Origin of the sequence: Ensifer sp. Root142 (genome assembly GCF_001426785.1) — a bacterium.
In the GTDB taxonomy this organism is placed as follows: Bacteria; Pseudomonadota; Alphaproteobacteria; order Rhizobiales; family Rhizobiaceae; genus Ensifer; species Ensifer canadensis.
The window spans coordinates 90,806-107,242 of the sequence record NZ_LMFK01000012.1 but is presented as its reverse complement, the minus strand read 5'-3'; the positions used below and the strand labels follow the sequence as shown (position 1 = coordinate 107,242).

Annotated in this window: 18 protein-coding genes and 1 pseudogene; 7 read left to right on the top strand and 12 right to left on the bottom strand. The window is 61.8% G+C overall.

Annotation, left to right across the window (positions count from 1 at the left end; genetic code table 11):
- Positions 1 to 71 precede the first annotated feature (71 nt).
- The 4 genes and pseudogenes from ASD52_RS13055 to ASD52_RS37250 form a co-directional block, all read right to left on the bottom strand.
- Complete coding sequence (locus ASD52_RS13055) at positions 72 to 686, bottom strand: glutathione S-transferase (RefSeq protein WP_025425671.1); 615 nt, start codon at positions 684 to 686, stop codon at positions 72 to 74.
- A gap of 111 nt (positions 687 to 797) precedes the next feature.
- Positions 798 to 1,166, bottom strand: a complete 369-nt coding sequence (locus tag ASD52_RS13050; RefSeq protein ID WP_057224625.1) for a DUF1801 domain-containing protein — start codon at positions 1,164 to 1,166, stop codon at positions 798 to 800.
- A gap of 13 nt (positions 1,167 to 1,179) precedes the next feature.
- The gene (locus ASD52_RS13045) at positions 1,180 to 1,602 is read right to left on the bottom strand and encodes a DoxX family protein (protein ID WP_025425669.1); all 423 of its coding nucleotides are present in this window, start codon (positions 1,600 to 1,602) and stop codon (positions 1,180 to 1,182) included.
- 41 nt (positions 1,603 to 1,643) lie between these two features.
- Positions 1,644 to 2,371 (bottom strand): annotated as a pseudogene (locus ASD52_RS37250) (VOC family protein).
- Between ASD52_RS37250 and ASD52_RS39970 the strand changes: the two are divergent.
- Positions 2,312 to 2,482: a hypothetical protein gene (locus ASD52_RS39970; RefSeq protein WP_244497465.1), complete on the top strand. Its 171-nt coding sequence runs from the start codon at positions 2,312 to 2,314 to the stop codon at positions 2,480 to 2,482. The pseudogene ASD52_RS37250 and the gene ASD52_RS39970 sit on opposite strands and share 60 nt — an antisense overlap.
- On the opposite strand, the gene ASD52_RS13035 is transcribed toward ASD52_RS39970, so the two are convergent.
- The 4 genes from ASD52_RS13035 to ASD52_RS13020 all read right to left on the bottom strand — a co-directional run bounded on the left by ASD52_RS13035 (position 2,483) and on the right by ASD52_RS13020 (position 5,774).
- Positions 2,483 to 2,965, bottom strand: coding sequence for an SRPBCC family protein (locus ASD52_RS13035; protein ID WP_025425667.1), 483 nt, complete (start codon positions 2,963 to 2,965; stop codon positions 2,483 to 2,485).
- 77 nt (positions 2,966 to 3,042) lie between these two features.
- On the bottom strand, positions 3,043 to 4,317 hold the full coding sequence (locus ASD52_RS13030; protein ID WP_025425666.1) for an RNA polymerase sigma factor: 1,275 nt from the start codon (positions 4,315 to 4,317) through the stop codon (positions 3,043 to 3,045).
- Entirely contained in the window at positions 4,314 to 4,688 is a 375-nt protein-coding gene (locus ASD52_RS13025; RefSeq protein ID WP_025425665.1) for a YciI family protein, read from the bottom strand. Before ASD52_RS13025 ends, ASD52_RS13030 begins: the two co-directional genes overlap by 4 nt.
- 150 nt (positions 4,689 to 4,838) lie before the next feature.
- Entirely contained in the window at positions 4,839 to 5,774 is a 936-nt protein-coding gene (locus ASD52_RS13020; RefSeq protein ID WP_025425664.1) for a DMT family transporter, read from the bottom strand.
- A gap of 169 nt (positions 5,775 to 5,943) precedes the next feature.
- On the opposite strand from ASD52_RS13020, the gene gcvA reads away from it, so the two are divergent.
- Positions 5,944 to 6,828: a transcriptional regulator GcvA gene (gcvA, locus tag ASD52_RS13015; protein ID WP_025425663.1), complete on the top strand. Its 885-nt coding sequence runs from the start codon at positions 5,944 to 5,946 to the stop codon at positions 6,826 to 6,828.
- Positions 6,829 to 6,889: 61 nt separating this feature from the next.
- Here the strand turns inward: gcvA and dnaA are convergent, their stop codons facing one another.
- The 4 genes from dnaA to mutM form a co-directional block, all read right to left on the bottom strand.
- Positions 6,890 to 8,437, bottom strand: a complete 1,548-nt coding sequence (dnaA, locus tag ASD52_RS13010; RefSeq protein ID WP_081788833.1) for a chromosomal replication initiator protein DnaA — start codon at positions 8,435 to 8,437, stop codon at positions 6,890 to 6,892.
- A gap of 938 nt (positions 8,438 to 9,375) precedes the next feature.
- Entirely contained in the window at positions 9,376 to 9,642 is a 267-nt protein-coding gene (gene rpsT, locus ASD52_RS13005) for a 30S ribosomal protein S20 (RefSeq protein ID WP_025425661.1), read from the bottom strand.
- Positions 9,643 to 9,834: 192 nt separating this feature from the next.
- Positions 9,835 to 10,608: an enoyl-CoA hydratase gene (locus tag ASD52_RS13000; RefSeq protein WP_025425660.1), complete on the bottom strand. Its 774-nt coding sequence runs from the start codon at positions 10,606 to 10,608 to the stop codon at positions 9,835 to 9,837.
- A gap of 53 nt (positions 10,609 to 10,661) precedes the next feature.
- The gene (gene mutM, locus ASD52_RS12995; protein ID WP_057204300.1) at positions 10,662 to 11,552 is read right to left on the bottom strand and encodes a bifunctional DNA-formamidopyrimidine glycosylase/DNA-(apurinic or apyrimidinic site) lyase; all 891 of its coding nucleotides are present in this window, start codon (positions 11,550 to 11,552) and stop codon (positions 10,662 to 10,664) included.
- Positions 11,553 to 11,750: 198 nt separating this feature from the next.
- On the opposite strand from mutM, the gene ubiE reads away from it, so the two are divergent.
- The 5 genes from ubiE to ASD52_RS12970 all read left to right on the top strand — a co-directional run bounded on the left by ubiE (position 11,751) and on the right by ASD52_RS12970 (position 16,213).
- Complete coding sequence (ubiE, locus tag ASD52_RS12990) at positions 11,751 to 12,527, top strand: bifunctional demethylmenaquinone methyltransferase/2-methoxy-6-polyprenyl-1,4-benzoquinol methylase UbiE (RefSeq protein WP_025425658.1); 777 nt, start codon at positions 11,751 to 11,753, stop codon at positions 12,525 to 12,527.
- Between the two features lie 4 nt (positions 12,528 to 12,531).
- Positions 12,532 to 14,106, top strand: coding sequence for a 2-polyprenylphenol 6-hydroxylase (ubiB, locus tag ASD52_RS12985; RefSeq protein ID WP_025425657.1), 1,575 nt, complete (start codon positions 12,532 to 12,534; stop codon positions 14,104 to 14,106).
- 223 nt (positions 14,107 to 14,329) lie between these two features.
- Positions 14,330 to 14,839, top strand: a complete 510-nt coding sequence (locus tag ASD52_RS12980; RefSeq protein WP_025425656.1) for a GNAT family N-acetyltransferase — start codon at positions 14,330 to 14,332, stop codon at positions 14,837 to 14,839.
- Positions 14,840 to 15,000: 161 nt separating this feature from the next.
- Positions 15,001 to 15,258 (top strand): hypothetical protein, encoded by a 258-nt coding sequence (locus ASD52_RS12975; protein WP_025425655.1) that lies wholly within the window; start codon positions 15,001 to 15,003, stop codon positions 15,256 to 15,258.
- Between the two features lie 175 nt (positions 15,259 to 15,433).
- Positions 15,434 to 16,213 (top strand): SDR family oxidoreductase, encoded by a 780-nt coding sequence (locus ASD52_RS12970; RefSeq protein WP_025425654.1) that lies wholly within the window; start codon positions 15,434 to 15,436, stop codon positions 16,211 to 16,213.
- Positions 16,214 to 16,437: the final 224 nt, after the last annotated feature.

The following is a 16,437-nucleotide window of genomic DNA, read 5'->3' as shown; positions in this document are numbered from 1 at the left end:
GATGCCACCGTCTGAGACGCAAATGTTTTAGCGGCCGCCCTGCCTGCATCCAACGCAAGGAAACCGAAGGCTCAATCGTGGGTCTCGCCGGAGAGCGGCGTCGCGCGCATCGATGGTCGTTCCTCGAAGGCATCGAACCAGACGCTCAGCTTCGTCCGGTCACGGAACGACGGCAGGTCGCGGAACGCCATCCAGGACAGGGTCGTGGCGAGCGCGATGTGGCCGATATCAAGCGGCGCGTCGACATCGAGCGTCTGCTCCAGCCAGTCATAGGTCTGCTCGATCTTTTCGGCATAGCCGTCGGCGAGCGCCGGATAGCGCAAGGCTTCCGGGCGTCGCTCCGTTTCCCAACGCAACCCGATCCCCGCCTGCGCCAGCCCTTGCGCCACGGCCTGCAATCTCAGGGCATGCCAGCGCGCCTCGCCGCTTTCGGGGATGAGCTTGCGGCTATCATGCAGCGTATCGAAATAGGCGCAGATGACGTCGGAATCGAAGATCGCCGCATCCTCGGGGCGCAAGAGAACCGGCACCTTGCCGAGTGGATTTTCGGCATGGACCTCTTCATTGCGCAGCGTCGGGCTGGTCTCGTGGTGGATCACCTCCAGTCGCTCAGCGATGCCGACCTCGTGGGCGAAGACGAGTGCCTTGCGGGCGAAAGGGGAATGGGTCTGGTAATAGAGGATCATCGTGCCTCGCGGGTGTTGGAAGGAAATTATCCGGTCCCGCGAAGATGTATTGCATCGGACAAGAGAAAGGCGCTCTGTTTCGGAGCGCCCTTTGCAAGTTTGTTTCGTCGTTCAAGATTTGAACGGATCGCCCTTCTCGGCATTGAGGGCGATACCCTTGGCTACCAGCCGCGCCACCTGGGCGCCGTCGACCTCGCCGGTCGCTTTCACCTTGATGAAGGCCATGTCGCCCTTGCCGCCGCCCTTGGCCAGTCGTGGGTCGAGATCGAGCATATCGGCGCCGCGCCAGAAGCCGAGCGTCACATAGTCGTTGGCAGCCTTGATCAGGCAGACCGGTCCGCCGGCCTCATAGATCGGATGGCCCCATTTCACGCTGTCCCTGGTGCCGCCGGCGGCAAGAATGGCACCGTGCAACTCTTTCGCCACGGCAGCCGGCGTACCGGAAAGGCCTGCAATGTAGTCGCTAACCGTTTTGCTCATCGCGAAATTCTCCTTAGGCTTGCTCGTTCTTGAACGGGATCAGCGCGCGCACGCGACGGTCTCGGAGCCACAGGCCAGCCCAGGCGATGACGCCGAGATAGAACCCGAACAGCAGATGGGTGAAAAGAGGGCTATCCGCGCGCAGATGCGTCGCCATGGCACCGCCGAGATAACCGGTGAGCAGAATGGCGCCGAGGACCGACGTTCTCGGGATCGCATAGAGCAGCGCACACAGAAGCGTGAGTACGCCGAGCAGACGCGCAAGGCCAACATCGGCGGGATAGCCGAGCACCGCCAAAGTCTCAGTCACCACGTCCAGTGGCACGAGCTTGATCGCTCCGTCGAAGGCCAGGAACGCAACAACCAGACCGCTCAGCACGCGGCCGAGGATCACCATTTTTCCAGCCGGAGCCGTCATAACAAGAGCAGTGTTCATTCGGGGAGTTCTCCTCGTTTCCCGTTGTCACAAATCGTTCTTCAGTCTGTCTTCTTGGCCGGTCCGACGATGCCCCAGCGGATGCCAAAGGGGTCACGCAGCTGGCCATAGAGGTCGCCCCAGAAGGCGACCGCAAGCGGCATCGTCACTTCGGCGCCGGCGGCAACCGCGCGATCCCACCAGAATTGCGCGTCCTCGACCACCAGATGCAGCACGACGCCCTGCGGCGCGGCATAGGGCATGCCGTGTTCCGGGAAGGGATCGTTGAGCATCAATGCACCGCCATTGATCGTCAGATGGCAATGCATCAGCCGTTTACCGTCTTCGGCGAGCATCCGCCCGCCATCCGTTGCGGCGAAGGCGCGGACGTAGAAATCAGCGGTCGCGTACGCATCCTCGACGCAGAGGTAGGCGATCGGGCCTAGCATCGGTGGCGGCGCCGGCGCTTGCCCGTCGACCGTCGATTTCGGATTGAGATCGACGGCTGCCTTGAGGCTGCCATCCATGTAGAAAGGCACGGACTCGTGCTGGTGTGCGATCTTCCAGCCGGCAGCCATGCGCTTCAAACCGAGGGTCTGGCGGAACCAGACCGACATTTTCCCGGCATCGATCTTCTCGCCGGAAAGTTCGGTGAGCATACTGACGAATGCGACATCGCCGACGACTTCAGCGGCGGCGCCAGCGAAAAGAGGACACAATCAGGCGTCCCATGGCCGATGACGCGCTTGGCGTCCTTTACCCTCATGGCATCCGCCCAATCATCGATCACCGTACGGATTTCGGCGACGGCGGCACTCTTGTTGTCGATCACGGACATGGCGGGTCTCCCTTCCCGATGGTGGCAGGCGCGAGGGCGACGGCCGTCGAGCCCTGGGCTTGATCAGAGTTGCCTGGCTACCCCTTCGAGCTGGGTGGCGCATTGGCCCCAGCCTTCGTGAAAGCCCATCTTTTCGTGGGCTTCGCGATCCTCGACGGACCAATGGCGGACCCGTGCGGTGTAGCGGGTCTTGGCCCCGACGTCCTCGAAGGTGATGGTCACGACCATGAACGGCTTGTCGGATGGCGACCAGGCATCGGTGAAGGCGTCTGTGAAGACCAGCTTCTCGTTCGGCACCACTTCGAGATAGACGCCGAGATTGGGATAGTCCTCGCCCTCGGGCGAGCGCATGACGATGCGGTTGGCGCCGCCGGCGCGAACCTCGAGCTTTGCCTCCGGCGTCGTCCACGGCGAAGGCGCGAACCACTTCTTCAGCAGCTTGGCATCCGTCCAGCAGCGGTAGACGAGCGCGCGGGGCGCATCGATCAGGCGGGTGATGACCAGTTCGCGGTCGTCGGCAGGTTTGATTTCAGTGACAACGGTCATTGTTTGTTTCTCCGTCAGCGGGTTCAGTCCAAGGACGAAGTTGCAGCCACGGTTCCGACAACCGCCGACAAGATTTTTTATCTTTTTTCAGTGGCCAGGTTTTTCTCGCCCGCATCCTTGCTCAGATGATCGAGCTGCATGCGGATGTGGGAGGCCTCGGCGGCATTGGTGGCCAGCGCGATCGCCCGGTCAAAGGCGACGCGCGCCTCGCGAACCCGGCCTGCCTGCTTCAACAGCGCGCCATTCAACCCATGGAAGTAGAAATAACCCGCGAGTTTTTCGGCAAGTGGCTCGATCAGCGCGAGCGCCGCTTCAGGCCCGTCCCTCTTCGACACTGCGACGGCGCGGTTGAGCGTGATGACCGGCGACGGTTGCAGCCGCTCCAACGCCTGGTAGAGCAGGTCGATTTCTTCCCAATCGGTTTCTTCCGGGCGCGTCGCACGCGCATGCAAGGCGGCGATCGCGGCCTGGATCTGGTAGGGACCCGGCTGGCGATGGCGCACCGCCTTGTCGATCATGGCCAGCGCCTCGATGATCAGAGGCTTTTTCCAAAGGCTGCGATCCTGATCATCGAGCAGGATGATGCCGCCATCGGCATCGAAACGTGCGCGCGAGCGTGAGTGCTGCAGCAGGAGCAGAGCCGTCAGCCCCATCATTTCTGGCTCGGAGGGGAACAGCCGCAGGAGCAGCCGCGCGAGCCGGATCGCCTCCTCACAAAGATCGGCCGAGACGCTGTCCGGCCCGTTCATCGCCGAATAGCCCTCGTTGAAAACCAGATAGATCATGGTTGCGACGGCCGCCAGCCGCTCCGACCGATCGGCCGCGTCAGGCGTTTCGAAGGCGATGCCGGCGGCGGTGACCCGGGCCTTTGCCCGGGTGATGCGCTGCTCCATCGCCGCCTCGCCGACGAGAAAGGCACGGGCAATCTGCTTGACCGACAGGCCGGAGACGATGCGCAGCGCCAGCGCGATCTGCTGCGTTGCCGGAAGGACCGGATTGCTGCAGACAAACAAGAGCTTGAGAATGTCGTCCCGGTAGTGGGAGCCATCGAGACGTTCGGCAAGATCGCTCTCCTGATCCTCGAGATCGGAGAGCAATTCTTCCGGCGGCAACGCGGTCTCGCGAGATTGCCGGCGCACCTTGTCGATGCCGCTGTTGCGACCGACGAAGATCAGCCAGGCGGCCGGGTCACGCGGCGGGCCGCTCTTCGGCCAGGTCTTCAATGCCCGGATACAGGCCTCCTGGAATGCTTCCTCGGCCGTATCGAGATTGCGGAAATAGCGCAGAAGCGCGCCCATTGCCTGCGGCCGAGCGGAAACAAGTGCGAGGTCGATCCAGGTCGTGTCTGTCATGAGGGAAACTCACTTGGCTTGTAGATGGCAAGGGGACGAATTTCATAGGAGCCGTCTGCAGGATTGGCCGCACTGAGCTCGCGGGCGAAATCGAGCGCTTCGTCCAGTGAAGCGCAATCGACGACATAGAAGCCGAGCAGCTGCTCCTTCGTTTCGGCAAATGGGCCATCGATGACGACGGTCTCGCCAACGGCGTGGCGGAGCGTCGTTGCCGCCGTGGTCGGCAACAACCGCGCCACCGGCCCGAGCTTGCCGGCATCGCCATATTTGCGTTGGACGGCAGCAAGGTCACGCATGACCTTGTCGTCCTCGTCCTTGGTCCAGTTGGCAGTGACGTCTTCCTGGTTGTAACAAAATACGGCGTAAAGCATTGGAACTCTCCTGCTCCTGTAACAAGGACGATCTGGAGAAGAGATAGTCGACAAGACCGCCAAAAAAAATACCTGCAATCACGGGCCCAAACGCAATGATCGCGGCAGGTGCCTGCGCACCGCCGCGATCGTTCATGAGCTTGCCTGATTTCAGATATTTTCGCCGCAGGCGAGATCCGGATCGACCGTTTGTTTGCGACGGAAACGCCGGACCAGGCGACCGTCGATAGCGGCGAGGCCGGCGGCGATCAGCACCATGCCGAAGAAATGCTTGGGCTCGAGGTTTTCGCCGAGGAACAAGGCGCCGAGCAGAATGGCGCTGACCGGGATCAGAAACGTCACCAGCATCAGATTGGTGACACCCGCCGTTTCCAGGATGCGGAAGAACAGCACATAGGCAAGCGCGGTCGAGATCAAGGCAATGCCGATGATCGCTCCCCATACTTCAAGGCCCGGCACGGTCAGGGTCCAGGGGTGATCGACGAGCAGCGCGATCGGCACGAGCATGATGCTCGATGCACTGACCTGCCCGGTCGCGGTGACGATGGGCGCAACGCCCATCCGCTTGAAACGACGGGCGAAAACGCCGGCAAAGGCGTAGGAAAGGGCAGCTCCCAGCACGGCGAACTGCGCCAGCACATTCGAGCCGAGCCCGCCGAGCGCTGCAGGCCCGATCATCACCGCCACGCCGAGAAAACCGATCAACACGCCGGAGAGCTTGTTGGCGGTCAGCTTCTCGTCGTCGGTCAGCAGATGGGCGACGACGACGCCGAAGAGTGGCGTGGTGGCATTGAGGATGGAGGCAAGGCCGCTGGCGATATGAGTCTGGCCCCAGACGATCAGCGAAAACGGGATCAGGTTGTTGAGCAGACCCATGCCGAAGAAGGCAAGCCAGATGCGGGGATCGCGCGGCATCGCGCGGCCGGTGAAGCGCAGGAAAATCAAAAGCGCCGTCGCCGCGAGGCTGACCCGCAGGGCAACGATGGTGAACGGCGGCAGCGCCTTGACCGCAACGCCGACGAAGAAAAACGAGCCGCCCCACAACAGGGACAGTGTGATCAGCATGGCCCATTCACCGGGTCCCATCACCTTCGCCTTAAGTGTTTCCGGCATCTCCATACCCTCCTATGATTTAGTTCTTCGCCTTCATCTGAAACAACCATATTGGTTGACTTCGATTTACATAAATAGTGTCAGCATGTTAGTGTTTGCACAAACGAGCATTTCTCTTTCCATGATTGAGTATGGCTAAATCATAATGACACCTCTTCCTTCCCTTGCAGCACTGCGCGCATTCGAGGCCACGGCCCGACACCTGAGTGTGACGCTCGCGGCGCGCGAGCTCAGCGTCACACCTGGTGCGGTCAGTCTGCAGGTGCGTGAACTGGAGCAGACGCTGGGTGTGATGCTGTTTGAGCGACGGCCGCGGCAACTGGTTCTGACCGAGGATGGCAGCACCTATTTTTCGACGCTGCGCCGCGCCTTCCGGATGATGCGGGAAGCGACAGAGGAACTGACGGCGCGAAATCGCGCGCCGGTACTGACGGTGAGCTGCACGCCAACTTTTGCGGCGCAATGGCTGGTGCCGAGGATCAGCGACTTCGAGCAGCGTCTCAACGGCATCGACATCCGCATCAGCGCCTCTAACCGGCTGACCGACTTCGTGTCAGATGGCGTCGATATCGCTATCCGCCACGGTTTCGGTCGCTATGAGGGTCTGACGAGCGAGCGGCTGATCGATGACGAGCTGGTGCCGGTCGTCAACGCGGCCCTTGCCCGCAAGCATCCGCTCACCACGCCGGCCGATCTTTCGGCCCATGTGCTGTTGTATGACGTTCAGAGGTCGGATTGGCAGCTGTGGCTGGAGGCCGTCGGCGCCGAAGGCATAGACACGACGCGCGGTCCGGTGTTCGTCAACAGCAATGGCGCCATCGAGGCGGCAAGAGCCGGCGATGGCGTCGCTCTCGTGCGCCTGTCGCTGGTTTCGCGCGAGCTTGCCGAAGGCGTGTTGGTCGCGCCGTTTCCAACCGGCATCGCCACCGATCTCGCCTATCACCTGGTCTATCCGCCATCGGCCCTCGACCGGCCGGCCGTCACAGCATTCCGTGCCTGGATCGTCGCGCAGGCACGCGGCGCCTGAAACGAAAAAAGCCCGGTTTCCCGGGCCTTTCTCGCAATCGGAAAGTAAATCTATCTCGCGCCTATTCGTTGATCAGGCGCTTCAGAAGCTCGATCTCATGGCTGAGCTTGGTATCGCCGGAGATCAACTCCTCGATCTTGCGCACCGCATGCAGAACGGTCGTGTGGTCGCGACCACCGAAGCGGCGGCCGATTTCCGGGAAAGACCGCGGCGTCAGCGTCTTCGACAGATACATCGCGATCTGACGCGGCTTGACGATGACGCGGGTGCGGCGGTTCGACACCAGCTCCTGGCGCGATACGTTGTAATGCTTGGCAACGACACGCTGGATGTCCTCGATACGGACACGGCGCGGTTCGCCGGCATTGACGAGATGCCCAAGCAGTTCGTCAACGCGTTCGATCGACAGATGCGGTTCGAACGAGCGACGGAAGAGCAACTGGTTGAAGGCGCCTTCGAGTTCGCGGCCGCTGGCGGTGATGTTGCGTGCAACATGGCTCAGGATATCGCCGGGAATGTCCAGCGAAGTATCGTCCTGACGAGCGGAGTCGAGACGGCGCTTCAGCATTTCGAGGCGCATGTCGTAGTCCGGTCCGTCCATTTCGATGGCGACACCGCCCTGAAGACGCGAGCGAACACGGCTATCGAGCGATTCCAGCTCCCAAGGAGCGCGGTCGGCGGCGACGACGACCTGTTTGGCCGAGTCGAGAAGCATGTTCAGCAGATGGCAGAACTCGTGCTGGATCGACTTGCCCTGCAGGAACTGCATGTCGTCGATGACGAGGAGGTCGATGTTGCGCAGCGATTCCTTCAGCGACAGCGCGTCGTTGTCGCGGATTGCGGTGGCAAAGCGCCACATGAAGTATTCGGCCGTCAGATAGACGACGCGTGGAGCGCGGGCGCTCTGCAGCGCCTGGATGGCGATCGCCTGCAGAAGGTGGGTCTTGCCGAGCCCGACGCTTGAATGAATGAACAGCGGGTTGAAGCGCACGGCACCGGCGCCGGCTTCCGCAATCGTGCGGGCGGCTGCAAGCGCAACGCGGTTGGAAGAGCCCTCGACGAAGCTGTCGAAGGTGTAACGCTGGTCGAGCGGCGAGCCGAAAAGCGGCGCCTGGGTCGGCCGCTGAACGCTGGCAACCGCAGAGGCTGCGACCGAAGCCACGGACTGCGCCGTCGTCGGACGGCGTGCGGGCGTTGCAGGAGCCGATTCCGTTGCCTGCGGCAGCGTCTCTTCCTGTGAAACCGGACGGGCGCCACGGGTCGCGGTCCGCACCAGGATCTCGACCTTCAGGATTTCGCCGTCTTCCTGCTGGAAGATCTGGGTGATGATATCGAGATAGCGGTTGTTGATCCAGGACTTCAGGAATGTCGTGGGCACCGAGAGACGCACGACGCTCTTGGAAACCGAATGGAGCTTCAGACGCCCAAACCAGCTGGCGAAGACATCGGGACCGACCTGGGCTTTCAAACGCGCACTCACTCGTTCGAACAGTGCGTCATGCCTCATGTCGTGCTTATCTCCCGCCGCCTGAGATAGATTGCTTCCGGCCTGAAATACGTCGCCGTTCTTTTGAAACGCGCCCGCCGCCGTCACCAAGTTCATCCGCATTTTGCCGCCTTCCGATTATGTTCAGACGCCGTCATCTCTGCCGGCCCCATCTCTTATGTCCGGCACCCACGGCTTCCTCATCGAGGTCATGCCGCTTCACCGAACGTCACAGTCGCAATCCAACCGGGCTCCTCATCTCCCGACCGGGTGCGCGCTACGCGCATCTGCCAGGCCTTGCCGGCCGGCTGATGTCCCCTCGCGCCTCATTGTCAACAAATCCCCCAGTCCGCCCTGGACCGTGCCGGATCCTCCTCCTCGCCGACAACTGTCTCGCACCCTCGTACGAAGCGGACAGCCGAGCGCTGGATTCTATCTCTCGTCAGGCACCGCTTGCACCTGACTTTGAGCAGTGGCGCCACCGGCAACCAGAAGTCGAAATGTCCTCGTCCGGAATGGTTGGGCCATCCGGTTTTTCGTTCTCGACTTGTCTGATTGAACGACGTGGAGCCGCCCTGATACAGGGAACAGAAAGCCTGAAACCATCTCGTTGAAATGGCCTCCGTACTTCCCTTTACAGATATGGTCTGTGTCCCCTGTGGAGGGCATTTAGGCAGGATCGATGGGCAAGATCAATCGCGATTTTTACGCAACCTTAAGCGCTGCCCGTTGACTCTCATGCTGCCTTTTGCTTGCCGCAATCCGAGTCCGGGAAGAATCGCTTTTGAATCAAGGGTTTTGATTTTCGGCTCTTTGATTAGCTGGCGAAAAAGAAAAAAAATAAAAATTCGCTTGACTCATCACGGGCCCAGAAGACCCCCAGCCAGAGACACCCTATCACCAAGGACCTCTCGTAAGTCTCTGAAATTCCTATAGAAATTCTGTCATCGCATTGACACGAGAAATGTCGTGCAGGTTAACCATCGTGATGACACATGTATGAATCGGAAAAGCCCGACGCAAGGGTCGGGCTTTCAATTAACAGATTTTTATTAGCCGGATTAGGCCGAAAGTGCCTTCACGCGCTGTGCAAGGCGCGAAACCTTGCGCGAAGCGGTGTTGGAATGCAGCACGCCCTTGATGGCAGCGCGCATCAGCTCGGGCTGAGCGGCCTTCAGGGCTGCGGCTGCGACCGCCTGATCGCCGGTTGCGATCGCTTCTTCGACCTTGCGGACGAAGTTACGGACGCGCGAACGGCGGGCTTTGTTCACTGCAGTGCGGCGTGCGATCTTGCGGGTCGCCTTTTTCGCCGAAGTTGTATTGGCCATTGATGCCTCTCTTCGAAAACTGACATGAACTCCGCCCTCGCCGTGCCGGGTCACTGCGACCTGTCATCAAAGCAATTCGGGAGCATTATCGGAAAGCCCAGATTTGGCGTTCCAAACTGAGGGCGGCATATAGCGAGAAACGGCCGCCCCGTCAACGCGCAATTTGGAGAAAACTGCGCGTCGCCCCTTGATCTACCTGTGTTTGAACTCCGGCTTGCGCTTCGCTGCGAAGGCGGCCATGCCTTCCTTCTGGTCTTCAGTGGCAAACAGCGAATGGAAAAGCCGCCGTTCGAACCGCAGGCCTTCGGCAAGCGTGAGCTCCAGCGAGCGATTGACGGCCTCTTTTGCCATCATCACCGCCGGCAGCGAGAACGATGCGATCTTCTCGGCCGCAGCCAGCGCTTCCTCCATCAATTTCTCCGGCGCCACCACACGCGAAACGAGTCCTGCGCGTTCCGCCTCGGTCGCGTCCATCATCCGTCCGGTGAGGACGAGGTCCATCGCCTTCGCCTTGCCGACGGCACGGGTGAGGCGCTGCGACCCGCCCATGCCGGGGATGACGCCAAGGGTAATTTCCGGTTGGCCGAACTTTGCCGTCTCGGAAGCGATGATGAAGTCACACATCATCGCCAGTTCGCACCCGCCGCCGAGCGCGTAGCCGGAAACGGCTGCAATGACCGGTTTGCGGGCAGCAGCCACCTGATCCCAGCCGCCGATGAAATCGCCGAGATAGCTTTCGACGAAGTCCAGCGTCTGCATCTCCTTGATGTCGGCGCCGGCCGCAAAGGCCTTCTCCGAACCGGTGACAACAACGGCGCCGATCTCGTTATCGGCATCGAACGCTTTCAGCACCGCGGCAAGCTCGCGCATAACGGTCGAGTTCAGCGCATTCAGCGCCTGCGGGCGATTGAGCGTGACCAGGCCCACGCGTCCGCGCGTCTCGACCAGCAGCGTCTCGTAACTCATTGTCGTCTCCTCCGAATTCGTGTCAGCGGTCGGGTCCGGCCGGACCCGGATGTTCATTTCTGGCAGCGCGGGCAATGAAACGTCGAGCGTCCCGCCTGCACGATGCGGGCGACCGTACCGCCGCAACCCGGCGTGCGGCAAGCCTCCCCTTCCCGGTCATAGACGGAAAAGGAATGCTGGAAATAGCCGAGCGATCCGTCGGCCTGGATATGATCTTTCAGCGACGAGCCGCCCGCGGCGATGGCATCGGCAATGACCTCGCGGATTGCAACGGTCAGGCCCTGCAGTTCCGGCTTCGACCCACCTTGGCTGTCGACGAGGGCGCCTGCCGGCTTCAGCGGCGACAGGCCTGAACGCCAGAGCGCCTCGCACACATATATATTGCCGAGGCCGGCAATATTCTTCTGGTCGAGCAAGGCTACCTTCAGCGGTTGCGCCTTTCCGGCAAAGCGTGCCGCCAGATAGGCGGCGTCGAGCGCGTTGCCGGTCGGCTCTTCCCCGAGTGCGCGGAAGAAGGCGTGGGCCGCCACCGTGTCCCGTCGGGCGAGATCCATGAAACCGAAACGGCGCGGATCGTTATAGATGACACGGGCGGGGCCGACGGCACCTTCCAGATGGAAGATCACATGATCGTGCTTCTCATCCTTGGCGCGTGGGTGGTGAAATTCGTCCGGCGTTTCTGGCAGCGCGCCCTGTTCGATACGGAACGAACCTGACATGCCGAGATGGGCAATGATGACGTCACCGGCCTCCAGATCGATCATCAGATATTTTGCCCGGCGCGACAGCGAGACGATGCGCTGACCGGCAACGGTGGCTGCAAAATTGACAGGGAAGGGAAAACGCAGATCCGGCCGACGCAGTTCTGCACTGACGAGGAGCGCGCCTTCCATGGTCGGCGCCAGACCCCGTTTTACCGTTTCGACCTCCGGCAGTTCCGGCATGCGTCGTCTCCTTCTTTCTTAACCACCACACGCCCGGCATTCTTAACCACCATAAGCCCGGCCGTTGGCATTTCCTTGGCGGGCTACTTATCCTATAGGGGTGCGCTATGCCGCAGCCATGGCCCTGCCCCCGAGATAGCGCGGGTCGGACGATTTCGCTATGGTGCCGGAAAAATTGGTTCAGGTGGAGTTCTTCGTATGACGGATCAGCGGGTATCGGCCAATGGCGGAATGGAAACCTCCTTCGGTTTCCGCAACGTCGGTACGGGCGAAAAGCAGCCGCTCGTCAACGACGTCTTCCATAAGGTGGCCAAGCGCTACGACATCATGAACGACGTGATGTCGGCCGGGCTGCACCGCGCCTGGAAGGATGCGATGATTGCCGCGCTCAATCCGCCGCGCCGCGAGGGCTACAGGACGCTCGACGTCGCCGGCGGCACCGGCGACATCGCCTTCCGCATCATCGAAGCCTCCGACCGCAAGGCGCATTCGACGGTTCTCGACATCAACGGCTCGATGCTCGCCGTCGGCGCGGAACGGGCGGAAAAGAAGAAGCTTTCGGCCAATCTCGATTTTGTCGAGGCCAATGCTGAGGAACTGCCGTTCGACGCGAATTCCTTCGACGCCTATACGATCGCCTTCGGCATCCGCAACGTCCCGCGTATCGATGTCGCGCTCAAAGAAGCCTATCGTGTGTTGAAGCGCGGCGGGCGACTGCTGGTGCTCGAATTCTCCGAAGTGGAGATGCCGCTTCTCGACCGTTTCTACGATGCATGGTCGTTCAACGCGATCCCGAAATTCGGCAAGCTGATCACCGGCGACGAAGCGCCCTATCAGTATCTGGTGGAATCGATCCGCAAGTTCCCGAACCAGCGCGATTTTGCCGCCATGATCAAGGAGGCGGGCTTCTCGCGCGTCTCCTTCACCAATTACACCGGCGGCATCGCAGCGCTGCATTCCGGCTGGAAAATCTGATCTTATGAGCACAGCTGGAGCATATGTCCGCCTCGTGCGGATCGGCTGGGTTCTCGTGCGCGAAGGCGTCGTCTCGGCGGTCCCGACCGAACACCTGCCGCCCTTTGCCCGTTTCGCCCAGAAGGCAGCCGGGCTTTTCGCCCGCCGCAAGGTGCTAGGCGAGGAGCGCAGCGACCGGCTGTCGCGCGCCGTTGCACGCCTCGGCCCCTCCTATGTGAAAATCGGCCAGTTCCTGGCAACCCGCCCCGACGTCGTCGGCGCGGAATTTGCCGCTGACCTGTCGCTGCTGCAGGACCAGATGGCGACCTTTCCGCAAAGCGAAGCCAAGGCCGCGATCGAGGGATCGCTCGGCCGCAAGGTCGAAGACCTCTACGCCGAATTTTCCCTGCCGATGGCGGCCGCCTCGATCGCCCAGGTTCATCCGGCCATCGTCATGCGCGACGGCCGGCCCGACAAGGTTGCCGTCAAGGTCATCCGCCCCGGCATCCGCCAGCGTTTTGCCTCCGATATCGAGGCGATGTATCTCGTCAGCCACATGCAGGAGCGTTTCCTGCCCTATACGCGGCGGCTGAAACCGGTCGAGGTCACCAAGACGCTAGAGCAGACGACCAAGATCGAAATGGATCTTCGGTTGGAAGCAGCCGCCCTTTCCGAACTCGGCGAGAACACCAAGGAAGATTCCGGCTTTCGCGTACCGAAGGTCGATTGGGAACGCACCGGCCGCGACGTCGTCACCATGGAATGGATCGACGGCGTCAAGATGTCGGATATCGACGGGCTGAAGGCGGCGGGCCACGATCTCGACGCGCTGGGCGACACCCTGATCCAGTCCTTTCTCCGCCACACATTGCGCGACGGCTTCTTCCACGCCGACATGCATCAGGGCAACCTGTTCGTCGACGATGCCGGCCATATCGTCGCCGTCGACATGGGCATCGTCGGCCGTCTCGGCAAGAAGGAACGCCGCTTCCTCGCCGAGATCCTGTTCGGCTTCATCACCCGCGACTACCAGCGCGTCGCCGACGTGCATTTCGAGGCAGGCTACGTGCCGTCGCATCATGATGCCGCGAGCTTCGCCCAGGCGATCCGCGCCATTGGCGAGCCGATCCACGGCCAGCCGGCCGAGACCATCTCGATGGCAAAGCTGCTGACGCTTCTGTTCGAGGTGACCGAGCTCTTCGACATGCAGACACGGCCGGAACTGGTCATGCTGCAGAAGACCATGGTCGTCGTCGAGGGCGTCGCGCGCACGCTCAATCCGCGTTTCAACATGTGGAAAGCATCCGAGCCTGTGGTCGGCAAGTGGATCCGCGACAATCTCGGACCGAAGCGCATCGTCACCGACCTGCGCGACGGCCTGCACGCGGCCCTTCGTCTGGCCGAAGCAGCACCGGAAATCGCCGCCCGCACGGAAAAATTCTCCAGCGAGATCATGGCCATGAGCGAAAACGGCCTACGGTTCGACGCCGAGACGGCGCATGCCATCGGCAAGGCCGAGGCACGCCACACGCGCTCCGGCCGCCTGGCGCTGTGGCTGATTGCCGCCACGCTCGTCTATATCGCCTGGCAGGTGACCTGAGCGCCACCGGCAATCCGGTCGCCGAACCGGCTTGCAATTCCACTGCCGCTTGTTATCGTTCCGACATGGACAATCGTTCGATGATCGCAATGGTGCTTTGCACGCATATCCAGGGGTGTGCGGGAGACCACGTGCGTTAAACGGACTGTCCCCCGACCAACCCTGCCGAGGCGAGCAGGGTTTGGTCCTGTTTCCTCGGTGCCAGCGAGCTGATGAGGAAACAATGACCGAAGCCACCCCCTCCCCGACACTCAGGATTCGAGCGGCGCGCGTCGTCGACTGGGAAGCGATCGCCGCACTTATGAGCCAGCCGGGCATCCGCTCCGGCACGCTCAGACTGCCCTATTCGACACCGGAGCAGACGCGCAAGTGGATGGAGGGCCTGTCGGAGGACAACACTGTGATCGTGGCCGAGCGCGACGGCCGCATCGTCGGCATGGCCGGTCTGCACCGCAATAAGGGGCGCCGGCATCACTCCGCCGTGCTCGGCATCAGCGTCGATGACAACCACCGCGGCGAAGGCATCGGTAAGACACTTCTTACATCTCTGATCGATGCTGCCGATAACTGGCTTGGGATCAGCCGCATCGAGCTGACCGTCTTTACCGACAACGAAGCGGCAATCGCGCTTTATCGCAAGACCGGCTTCGAACCCGAAGGCACGCACAGGGCCTATGCTCTGCGCAATGGCGTGCTGGCCGACGTGCTGGCGATGGCGCGCATTCGCGCCTGATCGCGGCCGGACCATGCGTCCGGGTGGTGAGGAAGAGGTGGCAGGGCTTTCGGTTCTGCCGCCGGCTGCAACCATGTTCCATCCGGAACTGCGAATAAGCAGACGACATGCGATCTTCTCCCCATGGATGACGGGAGTTCATCCCTGGAGGAGAGAACACCATGCGCAAGATCATCATCGCCGCGGCCGTCGCAATCACCGCAGCCGTTTCCTTTGCCGCGCCGTCACAGGCTGGCGGTGTGACGATCGGCTTCAGCAACGGCGCCTACGGCCATGGCTGGAGCGGCCAGATCGGCTATGTCGACGGCTATTACGGTGGCTACTACGACGAGTATCGCCCCTATTGCTTCATCAAGAAAGTCAGGCGCTACGATCACTACGGCAATGTCTACTACGAGCGTATCCGCATCTGCCGTTAATAATAGCAAGGGGCGAGGGACACGAGGCCCGGCCGGTTTCCGGCCGGGCTTTTCGACGTCTGGCGCTCATCACCTTCATCCGAATTGCCGGTTCCCATCCGCTTACCCCATTGACGCCGCGTCGCTGCCGGGCTCCAAAAGCAGCAACGCAAATCGCATGGGAAGGTAGACCGTCATGGATCTCGGCATCACAGGCAAGAAGGCGCTCGTGCTCGGCGGCAGCAAGGGGCTTGGACGCGGCATCGCCGAAGCACTCGCGGCTGAAGGCGTTGCCGTCGCGGTGACCGGTCGCGACGCAACTACGGCCGAAAAGGTCGCAGCAGAGCTCAGTTCGAGCGCCCGCGGTTTTGCGCTCGATCTTTCCAAGCCCGAAAGCCTCGACGCGCTGCTCGATCGGCTCGCCGCCGATTTCGGCGCGATCGACATTCTCATCCTGAATGGCGGCGGGCCGCCGCCGTCGCTTGCGTCCACCATCGAGCCGGAGTTCTGGCGGACGCAGTTCGAGACCATGGTGCTCGCCGGCATGCGCATCACCGGCCGGGTTCTGCCCGGCATGAGGGAGCGCGGTTTCGGCCGCATCATTGCCGTCGCTTCGACCAGCATCCGCGAGCCGATCCCGGGCCTGACCGCCTCCAACGCGCTTCGAAGCGCTGTTGCCGGCTGGCTGAAGACGCTGGCCGGCGAAGTCGCCGCCGACGGCGTGACCGTCAACATGCTGTTGCCGGGGCGGCTTGCGACCGACCGCACCTTGGGCTTCGACCGCATGGACGCCGAGAACGAAGGCGTCGATATCGCCACGGTTGCCGCGCGCAGCCAGGCGGATATTCCAATCGGCCGCTATGGAACGCCGGCGGAATTCGGCGCTGCCGCCGCATTTCTCGCGGGCCGGCCCGCGGCCTATGTCACGGGCGTGGCACTTCCCGTCGACGGCGGTCTCAGCCGATCGATGCTCTGAGTTGCCGCGTCTGTCCGCCCTGCCCCTCCCTTGAAAATACAAGCGACCGGCTCAAGGCGGTCATTTATTATTGCATCGTGCGTCAGACATGGCGTTCAGAAGCTTCAATTTCGCAGGTGAACTTCACCGCAAATTGATGCTGGTTTCAGGGGTTATGCAGTAAAACCTGCAGCCGGGCGCCGTTTGCCCGGCTGACCATACGACTGGCTAAACGACTGGAATGA

Coding starts and splice junctions, on each gene's coding strand:
- ASD52_RS13055 (WP_025425671.1), bottom strand. CDS start 686: ATGATCCTCTATTACCAGACCCATTCCCCTTTCGCCCGCAAGGCACTC.
- ASD52_RS13050 (WP_057224625.1), bottom strand. CDS start 1,166: ATGAGCAAAACGGTTAGCGACTACATTGCAGGCCTTTCCGGTACGCCG.
- ASD52_RS13045 (WP_025425669.1), bottom strand. CDS start 1,602: ATGAACACTGCTCTTGTTATGACGGCTCCGGCTGGAAAAATGGTGATC.
- ASD52_RS39970 (WP_244497465.1), top strand. CDS start 2,312: ATGGCCGATGACGCGCTTGGCGTCCTTTACCCTCATGGCATCCGCCCA.
- ASD52_RS13035 (WP_025425667.1), bottom strand. CDS start 2,965: ATGACCGTTGTCACTGAAATCAAACCTGCCGACGACCGCGAACTGGTC.
- ASD52_RS13030 (WP_025425666.1), bottom strand. CDS start 4,317: ATGACAGACACGACCTGGATCGACCTCGCACTTGTTTCCGCTCGGCCG.
- ASD52_RS13025 (WP_025425665.1), bottom strand. CDS start 4,688: ATGCTTTACGCCGTATTTTGTTACAACCAGGAAGACGTCACTGCCAAC.
- ASD52_RS13020 (WP_025425664.1), bottom strand. CDS start 5,774: ATGGGACCCGGTGAATGGGCCATGCTGATCACACTGTCCCTGTTGTGG.
- dnaA (WP_081788833.1), bottom strand. CDS start 8,437: ATGCGGATGAACTTGGTGACGGCGGCGGGCGCGTTTCAAAAGAACGGC.
- rpsT (WP_025425661.1), bottom strand. CDS start 9,642: ATGGCCAATACAACTTCGGCGAAAAAGGCGACCCGCAAGATCGCACGC.
- ASD52_RS13000 (WP_025425660.1), bottom strand. CDS start 10,608: ATGAGTTACGAGACGCTGCTGGTCGAGACGCGCGGACGCGTGGGCCTG.
- mutM (WP_057204300.1), bottom strand. CDS start 11,552: ATGCCGGAACTGCCGGAGGTCGAAACGGTAAAACGGGGTCTGGCGCCG.
- ubiE (WP_025425658.1), top strand. CDS start 11,751: ATGACGGATCAGCGGGTATCGGCCAATGGCGGAATGGAAACCTCCTTC.
- ubiB (WP_025425657.1), top strand. CDS start 12,532: ATGAGCACAGCTGGAGCATATGTCCGCCTCGTGCGGATCGGCTGGGTT.
- ASD52_RS12980 (WP_025425656.1), top strand. CDS start 14,330: ATGACCGAAGCCACCCCCTCCCCGACACTCAGGATTCGAGCGGCGCGC.
- ASD52_RS12975 (WP_025425655.1), top strand. CDS start 15,001: ATGCGCAAGATCATCATCGCCGCGGCCGTCGCAATCACCGCAGCCGTT.
- ASD52_RS12970 (WP_025425654.1), top strand. CDS start 15,434: ATGGATCTCGGCATCACAGGCAAGAAGGCGCTCGTGCTCGGCGGCAGC.